Origin of the sequence: Burkholderia sp. Ac-20349 (genome assembly GCF_017104865.1) — a bacterium.
Classification (GTDB): domain Bacteria; phylum Pseudomonadota; class Gammaproteobacteria; order Burkholderiales; family Burkholderiaceae; genus Burkholderia; species Burkholderia aenigmatica.
This window is the reverse complement of sequence record NZ_JAAGPM010000005.1, coordinates 1-13,184: the sequence shown is the minus strand read 5'-3', so window position 1 is coordinate 13,184 and position 13,184 is coordinate 1. Positions and strand designations below refer to the sequence as shown.

Sequence of the window (13,184 nt, the reverse complement as noted above, 5' to 3'; positions counted from 1 at the left end):
AAAACGCACGGACCCAACGCAGAGAAAGTGACCTGGGACGCCTCTTGTTACCGACATTGGAAACGTCACGACCCACCGCGTCGCGAAGCCTGGTTTCAACTCGCCCACGGTGCGGTTTCAGCGCCGGCAGTCCGCGTCGTCACGCGTTGTGCGAAGCCTGAGTATGAGCAGATAATCGTGCTGTATTGATGAGGTCAAAACCTGACGGAGCGAACAGATGGAGCCGGTTGGTATCTATGCTTCAGTTGCGATCAGCAATGAACAGCTGACCCGATTCTATGAAGACTGGGGTGATGCGTTGATCGACGACGTCCGATGCATTTTCGGCAAGAAGCCGGGCCTGCAGCGGGATAGTTCAGGTGGCTTTATAGACCCGGCAACCGGGCACTACCACAATCCCGGAAACAAGCTGGTCATCCGGTATGACGAAGCCACGGAGACCTTGTTCTATTACTATCAGCTTGAATTGCGCGATCCAGACAGCATGGCGGAGGTCCCGTCCTTCCGCGCATTTACCCGCATTGCAGGATATCGAGACCAAGCCGGCGCGGACTATGTCGCATTCTCGCCCAGTGCGCCGAATTTCCTGATCGACTCGCTTTGGCGTGCCTATCAGTTCACTCGTGACGGGTTGAGCGCAATTGCAATCGATGCGCTTCCGCCAGATCGACAACGCGAGCTTGATGTCTTGTCCTGGCGATACTATTGGGGGCCAATCGAAGCCATGTTCGAGAGGATGGACCGTCGCGAAGACGTTTCCTATTTCAGCAACTTCTTTCCGGAGAATTGCTTTGATCCACCGCTTCTATCGCTGCTGGGTGTCGAAAAACCCGCCTACGATTCGCGAATGATGCCAGCGCCCTATCCACCGTCTCGTCTAGAGATGCCGTGATGCCCTCCTTGCGCAGCCGGTGCATACCCTGCACATAGTCAGGTAACAGACGTCCGGGCATGGCGATCGATGAAAACTTCAAAGTCGCCATCCCTCATCTGATCCTATTTGCCATTCCTACCGCACACAGAATCAAGTCGGAGTGCCAGTGAATGGCATCTTCGGCGACGCAAGCTGCCGCAGAATCGTCAAGTGGACATCGAGATCCACCTTTCTCAGATGGTCGAGATTGATTTGACCGCCAGCAATCAGAGCCGGCTCAAAGCCATACATCTCGTTCGGCTCGAGCTGTCCGAGCTTGCCGACGGCGTGTTTGAACAACGGCTGCTTCGACTCGTCCTTGAAGTCGCATTCACTCCGCGTCCTGGCGCCAAAGAAGGTTTGAACACGGAAGTCCGGATTCTTGAGCGGCCCCTTCATATCCTTCTCCAGAGCAATCAGGGAATGCGTAGGGCATGAAACCGTCAGGCTCGGCCCGGTCTTCTCACCCCACGCATACAACTTCCCGAACGCTGTTCGAGCGATGACATGATAGTTATCGACTTCCTCGAAGATCGTGCCCGCCAGCCAGATATTAAGGATGTCTTGATACTCGTCCGGGTTCACGATCCAGAACAGGCCATCTGCATAGCTACCCCAACCTTCTTGCTCCCAATACTTCAGGAGCTGATCCGGCAACCTATTCGCGAACCTGTCGAAACTCGCGCGCGGAACCTCGACCCGGTTAGTGGCCTCGGAGAAGGTCTCGACAAAAAGGGCAAAGTCTTCGTCTCTCACGTCTGCCTCGTTCCGGGTACGACAGTTTTGTAGGCCAGGGTCACCCTTCACCCATGCTTCGGCGCGGCGGACACATCGTCATGCCGCCGCTTCGTTCCGCCGCGCCGGGTACGTCACGCGCCCGTCACCCGGTGCGACGGGCAGGACGCTCACGCGCTCAATTGCCGTAGATGTCGAAATTGAAATAGCGGCTGGCGATCTTGTCATACGTTCCGTCGGCACGGATCGCGGCGAGCGCCGTGTTGATCTTGTCCTTCAGGTCCGTGTCTTCCTTGCGAATGCCGATGCCCTGACCCGGTCCGAAAATCTTCGGATCGTTCAGCTCACCGCCCGCGAATGCATAGTCCTTGCCTTGCGGCGTATTCAGGAAGCCGCGCGATGCTTGCACGCCATTTTGCAACGCGGCATCGAGCCGGCCGTTGGTCAGGTCGGCATACACCTGATCCTGGTTCTGATACGAAAGGATGCGCGCGCCGATACCTTCCCAATGCGCCTTCGCATACGTCTCCTGCATCGAGCCTTGCAGCACGCCGACGGCTTTACCGTTGAGCGATGCCGGCGTCGGCTGGATACCCGAGCCCTTTTTCGCGACAAGAAACGTCGGTGCGTGCGCCGTCTTGTTCGAGAAATCGATTTGCTTCAATCGCGCAGGCGTCATCGACATCGACGACAGGACCGCGTCGAATTTCCGTGCCTTCAGGCCGGGAATCATGCCGTCGAACGCATTTTCGACCCAGAGGCATTTCGCATTGAGGCGCTTGCACACTTCATTGCCGAGGTCCACGCCGAAGCCAGTCAATTCCCCGGACGGCTTCTTGTATTCGAACGGAGGATAAGACGGGTCGACGCCAATGCGAATCGTCGTCCATTCCTTGGCAAACCCGGTTGCGGACATGGCAAGCGCAACCAGTCCGATCATGATCCTCTTCATTATTTTCTCCATGTAGTTGAAATAACTGCGTTGGCATTTACCCTTCGAACAGATCGATTCGAAACGGGTGACGACGCCTGATTCGTCGAAACCGGATACCTGCATGACAGCCGCCGAGCCCCCGCCGTCGGTCGCCACGCCGCCTCAACCCTGCATTCCTCTACCGCGACAATGCGACGGCATTGCCGCCAAGCAACGGCAGAGGCAATCATTCGTATTGGATAACGCGACGACCAGACGGACGATTTTCCATCCTCTGTTTCGGGGAATAGCGGGCTTTTTCGCCGTGCTTGATTCGGCACACGCAAGCATGAGCCTTTTTCAGATCACCGATTCCGGCTCTATTGTGCCTGATCCGATTGAGCATCCAGAATTTCGACGCGTCGGCTTCATTCGATTGCTATGCGGAGCATTGTCAACTTAACGACCATCGAGGATGAAAATGCAACGGACGACAATCTCAGTTTGTCGGAGACGGATTCGGGGCCACGCCAGTGAACTCGCGCCAGGCGTCGAAGTGCATAGCGAGTTGTTTGCGATGGGGCGCCGGGCAGGTGCGCAATAGAAGCGTGCCGCGGCCACGAAGAATTGGCGGGGCGGGACTGCAAAGACGCATACCGACACGAGAGGCAGCCTCCGTTGGGTGCATGCCTAGGTAGAACGCGTACGGTTCGAACTCCGTTCGAATGGCCCGAAGAAGATGTCGCCGACAGTCTCTTGTTGACCGAATGCCGCCGGATGCAGTCGCCCCCGGCAGCCCCGCAACGCCGCATTTCCCCCACCGGCGGACTTGGTTTGAGACAAAGAGCGTCCCGCCTGAACTCTGCGTCGCGACGGATCGCATTGTCCTTCGGGAATCAATCTGGAAATCAGGAGCTTACCGTCGGAACGCGTGGCCCACTTCGCGAGTGGAAAAATTTAATGCGGACACCGGCGAGTTGACGACATTATTTTGGTAAGACCGTCAATAAAGTCGTCAACTCAGGGGCCGGATGCCTGGATCGGCGGGGATTCTGGCGTGACAGATTTAATTTGCTCTACGGCTGACGGCTGATCAGCCAGTCGCCATTGAGCCCGTCGACCCAGTGCGCATAGCGCTGGCCCATGAACGGCGGATGCCAGTGCAACGCCTCGCCGCGCGCACGCAGCGCATCGCGCAGCCGCGTGCCCCGCGTCGCGATGTCAGTGCGCCTGCGCGGTGGCCGCCGCGTTGCGCGGCTGCCGCAACGCATCGCGCACCACCGGCATGCGCGAGACGTTCGCGCCGGTGATGTCGAGCGTCGCGCTCGACACGCAGCCCGTTGGCGTCAACGCCCGACCATCGAGCGTATTGGCCGCGCAGACGATCTGGCTCGGTGCGCAGCTGGGTGCCTGTATCAGGTCGAGCGCCGCGCCGCCGATCGACGTGAGCGTGTTGCGTTCGATGCGGAACTGGCACACGTTGCCGAGCGCGCGGACGCCGGAGTACCGGACGCTGGACAACCGGTTGTCCAGCACGGCGACACGGGTGACCTTGCCGGAGTAGGTGTTCAGGTCGATGCCGGCCATGCCGGTTTCCGGCCGGGGATTGCCGGGATTGGGCAAGGAGATGTCGGAGATCGTGTTGTTCGACACCACGACGTTGTTCGCGCCGTAGGTGTTGTACCCGTCCTCCTGGCCGACCAGGATGCCAGCTGCCTTCTCCACGCCGCGCACCGTGTTGCCGGTGATGGTCACGTCCGCGCCGCCCACCACCGTGATGCCGCGCCCCCAGTAGTTGCCGGACACGTTGTTGTTCCGGATCAGCACGTTGCTGCTGATCGCGCCGTCGGGGATGTAGCTGACGACCGCGATCAGGTCGTCGCCGGTGCCGGTCACCGTGTTGTCCTGCACCAGCACGTTGCGCGAGCCGTAGGTGGTGTGGATGCCGTCCGCGAGCGTGTCGCGCACGTCGTTGCCGACCAGCGCGACGTCCTTGCCGCCGAACACGAACAGCCCGGCGCTACTGCCGCCGCGCACCGAGACGTCGAGCACCTGCACGCCGATGCCGGTGATCTCGACCTTGGTGGACTCGGGCGTCGTCAGCCGGGTCGTGCCGGTGCCGACCAGCGTCACGCCGACGAGCGTCGAGTTCTTGCCGCTCATCACGATGGTCTGGTCCTCGCTGCGGGTGGCGCTGAGGGTCGCGCCATAGCCGGAAATCACGACCTGCGGATTCTTCACGGTCAGCGAGCGGCTCACCGCGTACTGCCCGGGCGCGAGCACGAGCCGCTGGCCGGGCTGCAGCGCGTCGAACGCCTGTTGCAGCGCATCGGACTGATCGCTGCCATTGGCAGCCGGATAGACCGTGACGTCGGGGGGCGCTGCGCGCGCGATCTGGAATGATGCGGCGCACAGCGCGGCGATAGATACGGCGGCGATTCGGAATGATCGGTTCATATCGGATCTCTTATTGGGTGTGAAGTTGGGTGAAGCGTAATGACGTTATAGGTCGCGAACCGGATGCGTCAGCGCGCCAGATCACATTAATGGAATCAAGGTGAAGATAATGATGGCGCGCAGGAAAATAGCGTGTGGTGAGATCGCAGTGTGGTACTCGAAAACAACCGGGCGGCCGTCGAACGTCATGCCCAGGTTCTTGACGTTGACGATAGGGTACCGTCAGTGTTCAATGCTCAGTGCATCGCCAATTCGTGTCTCACAGCAGCAGCATATTGGTCGATAATCGCCGTCATTGCGACATGATCCTGTCGGTGCCAGCGCAGCAACCGGTGATCGTCATCGCACTGTCGTAAAAGCGCCTCCCGCTCTTGCACTGAACGTCAAGCGCTCCGCGTTCGAAAAAATGGCTCGTCCATACGAGCCAAGGAATCTACAAAGGGACGACCGTCACGAGGCTCCGTTTCTTACAACTCGCTCCATGACAGTTGCTCGGGCCGTTGCTTCGTCGCAAAAAACTGCTTTGCGGCTTCAATCATTTGCTCTTTACTCACGACACAATCTTTCGACAGATCTACTTCCCCGCCGAGCTTATTCTCGTAAAACTTCTCCGTACCACCTGTCTCGGAAGTGCCTTTCGAAACGAAATTCTCACCAATGTCCATGTAATAGACGACGGCAACATTGCTTTTTGCAAAAATATTCAATTGAGGAAAACCACTTTCCTCAAACGTCAAAACAAAATGATTTGCGTCGAATGCAGGTCGTCTACTGAGGAACTCGACCAGATTATCGACCTCATCGATCTCAATCTCACCGTCAAAATCGTCTGCGTACATCTCAACAATCTCCTTTCGCGGGGGATTTTGGCGAATTGCTATTCCCCGTAAATACTTTTGTCTCACCAGTTGCGCCACGCTTGACCGGGATCGCTCCTTCAGGTGGAACGACGGTCATCCTGGCGTTTTCCGGCAGGAGAGATTCGATGTACGGCATCCGGGCATGCCGTCGATCGACGGGGGAATACGTGGTCACGAAGAACAACGTCATGGGCAACCATGTCACCGTTGATCGCTGGACGCCCTGATCAATCCGCCAGGTCTCGCCTGAACAGTGCGACCAGCGTCTCCGCGGCCAGCGACAGCGGCGCATCGCGCAGCTTGAGGATGCCGAGCGTGAGCGGCGGGAGCGCCATGCGCAACGGGATCCGACATGCCTGCGCTGCATAAGGCTCCACTGCGAGCATCTCGGCCGGACACGAAAGCAATGCGTCGCTCCGCGTCATCAGGTTCCAGCCGACGCCGAACGTATTGACCCTGACGATCGAATCCGGCAGCACATGGTGCGTTCGCCGCACATGGTCGAGCAGGTTGCTGTGCTGGCTGCCTGACGACAGGTTCATGACCCACGTGCAGCCGACGAGCTGATGCCATTCGGTGGCTGTCTCCAGCGGATGTCCGCGCCGGCATGCCACGACCGTCTCCAGCACCTGCAGCGATTCGAAATGGAACTCGCCTCTGACTTCCTCGTCGGCGGGCGCCGCCACTGCGAAATCGATCGAGCCGTCGCGCAGCGCGTGGAGGACGTGCGGCATCATCCCTTCCTCGACCGTGAGCTTCGCGAGCGGCATGCGCTTGCGGAAGCGCTCGATCACGCCGGGCAGCACGCCGAGAAACACCATCGGCGTCACGGCAACGGATACGTGCCCATGCTTGCCGCCGAGAATCTGCCGAATATCCTGGCGCGCAAGCGTCAGCTGCGCTTGGGCGAGCCGTGCACGCACGGTCAGTTGCTGGCCGCACTCCGTCAGCGTCACGCCGCGCGTGCTGCGCGAGATCAGCGGCGCCTCCAGGTCCTGCTCCAGTTCGCGGATCGCCTTGGTGACTGCCGCCTGGCTCAAGTGAAGATGGCGCGCGGCGCCGCGAATGCTGCCGGTTTCAACCAGCGCAAGCCACGCCTTCAAGTGGTGGTCTTTCATGTCTCCTTCCGCGGTTCTGCATTCTTGTATTTCACGCCATGGCATGACTGCCGGACGCCCTGTCGTTCGGCCCAGATTCTATCCGCGTATGCGCGTCGGAGCGGCCGATCCGCGCGGTCGCGGCGCCGCATGCGCTCCGGCGGCGCTGACAACCACAAGTTGTCTTCACCGAAAAAAGCTCGTCTTATGCGACCAATACTGTCCGGTTAGGCTTCCTTCAACGCGTGCCCGGTCGGGCGTTCGCGGCAAACCATAACGATGTAGAACAAGAAGGAGCGAGACATGGAACAGCAATTGTGGCGCCTGAGCGCAACGGAAATGACGGCACTCGTCGCGCGCCGCGACGTGTCGTCGAAGGAACTCGTGCAGAGTTGCCTGCAGCGGCTCAATGACGTCAATCCGCGGATCAACGCGATCGTCGACGTGCTTGCCGACAGCGCGTTGGCCGCCGCCACGGCAGCCGACGAAGCGGTTGCGCGACGAGAGCCGACCGGCCCGCTGCACGGCGTGCCGGTGACCGTCAAGGTGAACGTCGACATGGCCGGCTTCGCGACGACCAACGGCGTGAAGGCCTTCGGGAACCTCGTCGCGCACGAGGACAGCCCCGTGGTGGCGAACCTGCGCAAGGCCGGCGCCATCATCATCGGACGCAACAACGCACCGGCGTTCTCATACCGCTGGTTTACGGACAACGACCTGTACGGCCGCACGCTGAACCCGTGGCATCCGGGCCTGACGCCGGGCGGCTCGAGCGGCGGCGCGGCGGCGGCCGTTGCGGCAGGCATCGGCCCGATCGCACACGGCAACGATCTCGGCGGATCGATCCGTTACCCGGCCTACGCGTGCGGCGTCGCAGGCCTGCGCCCGACCTCGGGCCGCGTGCCGGCCTACAACCCGACGCAGTCGCAGGACCGGACGCTCGCCGTTCAGCTCGCGTCGGTTCAGGGGCCGCTGGCGCGCACGGTCGGCGACCTGCGTCTTGCACTGTCGGCGATGGCCGCGCCCGATTCGCGGGACGCGTGGTGGATGCCCGTCGCGCCGGACGGCGGCCCCGCATCGACTGCACGGTTCCCCGTACGCGTTGCCGTATGCACATCGATCCCGGGCGTGCCGACCGACCCCGTCGTGGCCGACGCCGTGCGTCAGGCGGCACGCTGGCTCGAAGATGCCGGATGCGTGGTCGAGGAAGTCGTGCCGCCGCGGTTGAACGAGGCGAGCGACCTCTGGCTCGCCCTCGTCACCAACGAAGCGGTGAGCGGCTTGGGCAAGACGATCGAGACGCATGGCGACCAGGCGATTCGCAACGCGTTCGCGTGCCAGCGCCGCCTCGCGAAACCGCTCGACCTGGCCGGCTACATGAACGGGCTCGCCCAGCGCACGGGCCTGCTGCGCGAATGGCAGGCCTTTTTCCAGCAATACCCGCTGCTGCTGATGCCCGTGTCGTGCGAGCAGCCGTTCGCCATCGACGAAGACCAACGAGGCGACGACGTGTTCCGGCGCATCCTCGATGCGCAAGGCCCGCTGCTTGCGACGGCGCTCCTCGGCCTGCCGGGACTGTCGGTGCCAACCGGCGTTCGCGATGGTGTGCCGATGGGTGTCCAGATCGTTGCGGGTCGCTTCCAGGAAGCGCTGTGTCTGGCGGCCGGCGAGGCGATCGAAGCGCGCGCGGGCATCTGCACGCCGATCGATCCGGTCGGTGCAGCGCGGCAGGAGGCGTGACAGGCCATGCCCAAGTTTCTGATCGGCATCGCCGTGCCTTATCTCGGCGTATTGGGTTTGCTGCCCTGGGTCTCGTCCGTCGATGCGTACGTGTTCGGCGTGCCGTTCATCTACGCGTGGATGTTCGCGTGGTTTGTGCTGACGTCCGCATGCCTGTACGTCTGCTGGCGCTGTTTCGACAAGCCGGCGGCCGATGCGGCGCGGCTTGATGTCTGATTTCGCGGAGGATCACATGTCGTCTGTGGTATTCACGGGGTTCATCCTCCTGTCGTTCTGCCTCGCGCTTTACTCCCGCCGAGGCGTAGGCAAGCAGAGCGTGCACGATTTCTTCGTCGCATCGCGGCAGTTCGGCGCATTTCTCGTCTTCTTCCTGGCAGCGGGCGAGATTTACAGCGTCGCGACGATGGTCGGCTTCGCGGGCGGCATCTATGCGAAGGGGCCGACCTACGGGATCTGGTTCCTCGGCTACATTCTGCTCGCCTACCCGCTCGGCTATTTTCTCGGCCCAAAGATCTGGGAAGCGGGGCAGCGCTACAACGCGATTACGCTTGCGGACCTGTTCGGCGGCTATTTCCGAAGCCGCTCGACCGAGTTCGTCGTCGCGCTGTCGTCGATCGTGTTTCTGCTGCCGATGGCTCAACTGCAGTTCACGGGCCTCGTTGCCGCGTTTCGTGGCCTGGGCTGGCAATTCGAGCCGCTGCACATGGTGCTGATCGCTGGTGTGCTCGCATTTCTATACATCATGATCGCCGGTATCCGTTCGTCGGCGTACGTCGCCGTGTTGAAGGACATCCTGATGGTCCTGGCGATCGTGATCACGGGCCTGGCCGTGGCGGGACACGTCGGCGTGACGGAGGTGTTCCACGCAGCGAGCCTGCACGTGGGCAACCAGATGAATGCGGAACAGCTGCGGTTCTCGATGAGCACGATCCTGCTGCAATCGCTCGGCTTCCTCGCGATGCCGTTCGGCGTGCAGATTTTCTTCACCGCGAAAAGCGCCGACACGATCCGACGCTCGCAGATCGCAATGCCGCTCTATATGCTGATGTATCCGTTCCTCGTCATCGCTGCGTACTACGCAATCAGCCAGAACCTGCATCTTCGCTCGCCGAACGAGGCGTTCTTCGCTGCTGCGAATGCGTTGCTCCCGTCGTGGATGCTCGGGCTCGTCGCAGCGGCGGCAGCGCTTTCCGGCCTGCTCGTGCTGACCAGCATGTGTCTCGCGATCGGCCCGATCGTGAGTCGCAACCTGCTGCCGTCGCTGCCGTCGCAACGGCAGACAGGGGCGGCGAAGATCGTCATTTTCGTGTACCTCGCCGTGTCCATTGCGATGACGTCTGCAGCACCCACGCTGATGCTTACGCTGATCAACGTCACCTATTACGGCGTCACCCAGTTCTTCCCGGGCCTGATCGCCGTGCTGTTCTCGCTGCGTATCCGGCCGGTGGCGGTGACGGCAGGCATGATCGTCGGACAAGGTCTCGCGTTGGCACTGTATCTCGGGAAGGTTCAGCTCGGCGGCATCAACCTGGGTTTGCCATGCCTGGCCGCCAACATCGCCACGGTCGCGGCGATCCACTACCTGCTGGGCGCGGCCAAGCCCCGGACGTTGGCCTCGCAATGAGCGTGCCGGCTGCGGTGCGTCCGATCATCCGGTCATGGCCGACCGGGTCGATCGCGCGCCGCAGCCATCTGTAGCAGAAGCCGGTGTCCGGCCGGGCAATCCGCCAGACCGGATGTCGATAAATTCCGGCCCTGCCGCCGTCCTGCTTGTGCTGTTCGGAAATCCACCGAGATTGCTGATTTCAACAGGCGTCAATTTTTCGATGAAACGATTCGTACAACTACTTTTAATGTCGATTCCTGGCCTTGCAATGGCTCAAAGTTCCGTCACCCTGTACGGGCTTGTCGACACGGGGATTCAATATCTCACCAATGCGGATAGCGCAGCGCATCGATCGATCGGGATGGCGCCGAGCGCGTATTTGCCATCGCGTTTCGGCTTCAGAGGCGTCGAAGACCTCGGAGGCGGCGTGAAAGCGGTGTTCCAGCTCGAGAATGGCTTCAATTCGGCGACCGGGTCGATGGTCGTGGCCAACACGCTCTTCAATCGCCAGGCGTGGGTGGGCGTTGACGGCAGCGTCGGGAAGTTGACGTTCGGACGCCAGTACAGCGTGCAGTTCGACAGAGCGATCTACTACGACCCGACTTTTTTCGCGGCCTATTCGGCCCTGTCACTCAATGCCATTCCGCTGGCGACGATCCGCGTGAACAATTCGGCGAAGTTCACGTCGAGCCGTTTCGCGGGTTTCACTACCGAAGCCATGTACGGTTTCGGCCAGCAGGAACCGGGCAACGCGCTGGCCGGGCGATATATCGGTGCCGCACTCGAATATACGGTCAATCGCTTCACGGCGACTGCGACGTACGAGCAGGCTCGCGGCACGGTGACGGAGATGGGCGATCTGTCGTCGCGCGTCGACAACCGCTACGCATTCGCCGCACGGTACAACACAGCGAAATTCGCGGTGATGGCCAATGTCACCCGGGTCACGGGCGACCTGCAACTCACGCCTCGCGGCACCGTATATTGGCTCGCCGGCAACGCGTTCGTTACCCCTTTCCTGCAGTTGTACGCGATCGGTGGCCGTTACGACTACCAGGGGTGCGACGCGCACCCGATGATCTTCGTCGCCGGAACACTCTACTCGCTCTCGAAGCGCACGATGCTGTATGCGAACGTCGGTACCGCCCGAAACAATGGTGGCAGTTCACTCGGCCTGAACAACTACGCGTCCGTCGGCCAGCCCGGCCACAGCCAACTCGGTGTTGCGGTCGGTATCGATCAAAAATTCTGAGGAAATTGCTCAGACCAGCGGCGCTCGAAAGCGCCGCCTTTCTCGCCCCCGTTCCTTTGTGTCGTCGCCGGTAAATTCGACGATGAGCGCCATGCCACATGCTGCCGGCATCAGTTCACGTTCACGCTTCTTCGCTTCGAGATAGTCCACGCCGTCACGCGCATGTGAACGCATCGTCGCTGCGGCCGCGCGTGCATCCTCTAGTGACAACCGTCCATCGGTCATGGTGCACCCCCACGCCTTGCCGAGCGACTTGTCGCGTTGCTTGCCATTAATGCTGACGCGAACGAGCCTGGTTTTCGAGCCATCCGGGCCGATGCGCAGGAACAGCCCGCGCCCGTCCGAGAGGAAATACAGCTTCCCGATCGCCTTTGCAGCTTCGATTTTTCCAACCGTCATCGCACCCATGATTGCCGTCCTTTGATATCGCAACGAGGTCGGCCCGCGCATCTCTAAACAGGGTCTCCCCCACATCGCGGACACTAAAAAAACGCTACGAAGTTGCGGCTCGGGGAGGATTTCCGTGGAACTCAGTTGACCACAAATTTCCCGAAACCCTTGTCAGACGGGACTTTGAAGGATTTCAACGGACCTGGCCGGATCCCCCCGGAAAGTTTCACAATTCATTTAACTTTCCGTGAGGACTTCGACACCGGCCACTGACTACGATGGGCGCATGTTTTCAGGACCTGCCGCCAGGAGCCCATCATGCCTACCCGCAGACATCTGCTGTTCGCCGGCGCCACCGGCCTCGCCGTGCTCGCGACGCTGTCGTCCGTCGGCCGCCGCGCGCTGGTCGGCCGTGCGTTCGCCGCGCCGCCGGCCGCCCCGCAGACGGCCGCCCCTTTTGAGGTCACCCTCAGCGACGCCGAGTGGCATCGCCGGCTCACGCCCGCCCAGTACACGATCCTGCGCGAAGCCGGCACCGAGCGGCCGTACACCAGCCCGCTGAACGACGAGCACCGGCAAGGCACGTTCGCGTGCGCCGGCTGCAACCTCGCGCTGTTCTCGTCGGCCACCAAGTTCGACAGCCATACGGGCTGGCCGAGCTTCTGGAAGCCGCTCGACCACGCGGTCGCCACCACCACCGACGCGTCGTTCGGGATGATCCGCACCGAAGTGCACTGCCGCCGCTGCGGCGGCCATCTCGGCCACGTGTTCGACGACGGCCCGCAACCGACCGGCCTGCGCTACTGCATGAACGGCCTCGCGCTCGCCTTCCACCCTGCCGCCGCCTGATCCGGCCCCACTCCTGACCGACTGGAGAACGCACCATGCTGCTCATCGTCCTTGCCTACCTCGGCGGCGTGCTCACGATCCTGAGCCCGTGCATCCTGCCCGTGCTGCCGTTCGTGTTCGCGCGCGCCGACCAGCCGTTCGTACGCTCCGGCCTGCCGCTGCTCGCCGGCATGGCGCTCACGTTCGCCGTCGTCGCGACGCTCGCCGCCGTCGGCGGCGGCTGGGTCGCGCAGGCCAACCAGGCCGGCCGCTGGGTCGCCATCGTGCTGCTCGCGGTATTCGGCCTGACCCTGCTGATGCCGCGCCTCGCGGAGCACCTGACGCGCCCGCTCGTCGCCGCCGGCAACCGGCTCACCGGCTTCGCGCAGCGCG

13 protein-coding genes and 1 pseudogene are annotated in these 13,184 nt (G+C 61.7%); 7 read left to right on the top strand and 7 right to left on the bottom strand.

Going from position 1 to position 13,184, the window contains the following annotated elements; translation table 11 throughout:
• Positions 1-217: 217 nt before the first annotated feature.
• Positions 218-892 carry a hypothetical protein gene (locus G3N61_RS03175; RefSeq protein WP_205821524.1) on the top strand — a complete coding sequence of 225 codons (675 nt, stop codon included), beginning with the start codon at positions 218-220 and terminating at the stop codon, positions 890-892.
• A gap of 132 nt (positions 893-1,024) precedes the next feature.
• Here G3N61_RS03175 and G3N61_RS40200 read toward each other — a convergent pair whose 3' ends face one another.
• The 6 genes from G3N61_RS40200 to G3N61_RS03150 all read right to left on the bottom strand — a co-directional run bounded on the left by G3N61_RS40200 (position 1,025) and on the right by G3N61_RS03150 (position 6,996).
• Entirely contained in the window at positions 1,025-1,669 is a 645-nt protein-coding gene (locus tag G3N61_RS40200; protein WP_205821522.1) for a GAD-like domain-containing protein, read from the bottom strand.
• Positions 1,670-1,826: 157 nt separating this feature from the next.
• Positions 1,827-2,612, bottom strand: coding sequence for an ABC transporter substrate-binding protein (locus tag G3N61_RS03165; RefSeq protein WP_043185873.1), 786 nt, complete (start codon positions 2,610-2,612; stop codon positions 1,827-1,829).
• 1,025 nt (positions 2,613-3,637) lie between these two features.
• Positions 3,638-3,727 (bottom strand): valine--tRNA ligase, encoded by a 90-nt coding sequence (locus G3N61_RS39380; RefSeq protein WP_218829745.1) that lies wholly within the window; start codon positions 3,725-3,727, stop codon positions 3,638-3,640.
• A 55-nt stretch (positions 3,728-3,782) separates the two neighbouring features.
• Positions 3,783-5,018 carry a right-handed parallel beta-helix repeat-containing protein gene (locus G3N61_RS03160; protein ID WP_205821520.1) on the bottom strand — a complete coding sequence of 412 codons (1,236 nt, stop codon included), beginning with the start codon at positions 5,016-5,018 and terminating at the stop codon, positions 3,783-3,785.
• A 467-nt stretch (positions 5,019-5,485) separates the two neighbouring features.
• Entirely contained in the window at positions 5,486-5,857 is a 372-nt protein-coding gene (locus tag G3N61_RS03155; protein WP_205821518.1) for an Imm1 family immunity protein, read from the bottom strand.
• Between the two features lie 248 nt (positions 5,858-6,105).
• On the bottom strand, positions 6,106-6,996 hold the full coding sequence (locus G3N61_RS03150) for a LysR substrate-binding domain-containing protein (protein ID WP_205821516.1): 891 nt from the start codon (positions 6,994-6,996) through the stop codon (positions 6,106-6,108).
• Positions 6,997-7,278: 282 nt separating this feature from the next.
• Here G3N61_RS03150 and G3N61_RS03145 point away from each other — a divergent pair, with 282 nt between their 5' ends.
• The 4 genes from G3N61_RS03145 to G3N61_RS03130 are packed head-to-tail and all read left to right on the top strand — an operon-like array spanning position 7,279 to position 11,573.
• Positions 7,279-8,715 (top strand): amidase family protein, encoded by a 1,437-nt coding sequence (locus tag G3N61_RS03145; RefSeq protein ID WP_205821514.1) that lies wholly within the window; start codon positions 7,279-7,281, stop codon positions 8,713-8,715.
• A 6-nt stretch (positions 8,716-8,721) separates the two neighbouring features.
• Positions 8,722-8,931 (top strand): DUF3311 domain-containing protein, encoded by a 210-nt coding sequence (locus G3N61_RS03140; RefSeq protein WP_011349362.1) that lies wholly within the window; start codon positions 8,722-8,724, stop codon positions 8,929-8,931.
• 16 nt (positions 8,932-8,947) lie between these two features.
• A complete protein-coding gene (locus G3N61_RS03135) occupies positions 8,948-10,339 on the top strand; it encodes a sodium:solute symporter (RefSeq protein WP_043185871.1) in 1,392 nt (463 codons plus the stop codon).
• 34 nt (positions 10,340-10,373) lie between these two features.
• On the top strand, positions 10,374-11,573 hold the full coding sequence (locus tag G3N61_RS03130; protein ID WP_205821512.1) for a porin: 1,200 nt from the start codon (positions 10,374-10,376) through the stop codon (positions 11,571-11,573).
• A 9-nt stretch (positions 11,574-11,582) separates the two neighbouring features.
• Here G3N61_RS03130 and G3N61_RS03125 read toward each other — a convergent pair whose 3' ends face one another.
• Positions 11,583-11,981, bottom strand: a complete 399-nt coding sequence (locus G3N61_RS03125; RefSeq protein WP_043185545.1) for an Arm DNA-binding domain-containing protein — start codon at positions 11,979-11,981, stop codon at positions 11,583-11,585.
• Between the two features lie 300 nt (positions 11,982-12,281).
• Here G3N61_RS03125 and msrB point away from each other — a divergent pair, with 300 nt between their 5' ends.
• Both msrB and G3N61_RS03115 read left to right on the top strand, forming a co-directional pair.
• Positions 12,282-12,812, top strand: coding sequence for a peptide-methionine (R)-S-oxide reductase MsrB (gene msrB / locus G3N61_RS03120; RefSeq protein ID WP_043185542.1), 531 nt, complete (start codon positions 12,282-12,284; stop codon positions 12,810-12,812).
• Positions 12,813-12,847: 35 nt separating this feature from the next.
• Positions 12,848-13,184 (top strand): annotated as a pseudogene (locus G3N61_RS03115) (cytochrome c biogenesis protein DipZ); the annotation flags it as partial.

Coding starts and splice junctions, on each gene's coding strand:
- G3N61_RS03175 (WP_205821524.1), top strand. CDS start 218: ATGGAGCCGGTTGGTATCTATGCTTCAGTTGCGATCAGCAATGAACAG.
- G3N61_RS03165 (WP_043185873.1), bottom strand. CDS start 2,612: ATGGAGAAAATAATGAAGAGGATCATGATCGGACTGGTTGCGCTTGCC.
- G3N61_RS03160 (WP_205821520.1), bottom strand. CDS start 5,018: ATGAACCGATCATTCCGAATCGCCGCCGTATCTATCGCCGCGCTGTGC.
- G3N61_RS03155 (WP_205821518.1), bottom strand. CDS start 5,857: ATGTACGCAGACGATTTTGACGGTGAGATTGAGATCGATGAGGTCGAT.
- G3N61_RS03150 (WP_205821516.1), bottom strand. CDS start 6,996: ATGAAAGACCACCACTTGAAGGCGTGGCTTGCGCTGGTTGAAACCGGC.
- G3N61_RS03145 (WP_205821514.1), top strand. CDS start 7,279: ATGGAACAGCAATTGTGGCGCCTGAGCGCAACGGAAATGACGGCACTC.
- G3N61_RS03140 (WP_011349362.1), top strand. CDS start 8,722: ATGCCCAAGTTTCTGATCGGCATCGCCGTGCCTTATCTCGGCGTATTG.
- G3N61_RS03135 (WP_043185871.1), top strand. CDS start 8,948: ATGTCGTCTGTGGTATTCACGGGGTTCATCCTCCTGTCGTTCTGCCTC.
- G3N61_RS03130 (WP_205821512.1), top strand. CDS start 10,374: ATGGCCGACCGGGTCGATCGCGCGCCGCAGCCATCTGTAGCAGAAGCC.
- G3N61_RS03125 (WP_043185545.1), bottom strand. CDS start 11,981: ATGGGTGCGATGACGGTTGGAAAAATCGAAGCTGCAAAGGCGATCGGG.
- msrB (WP_043185542.1), top strand. CDS start 12,282: ATGCCTACCCGCAGACATCTGCTGTTCGCCGGCGCCACCGGCCTCGCC.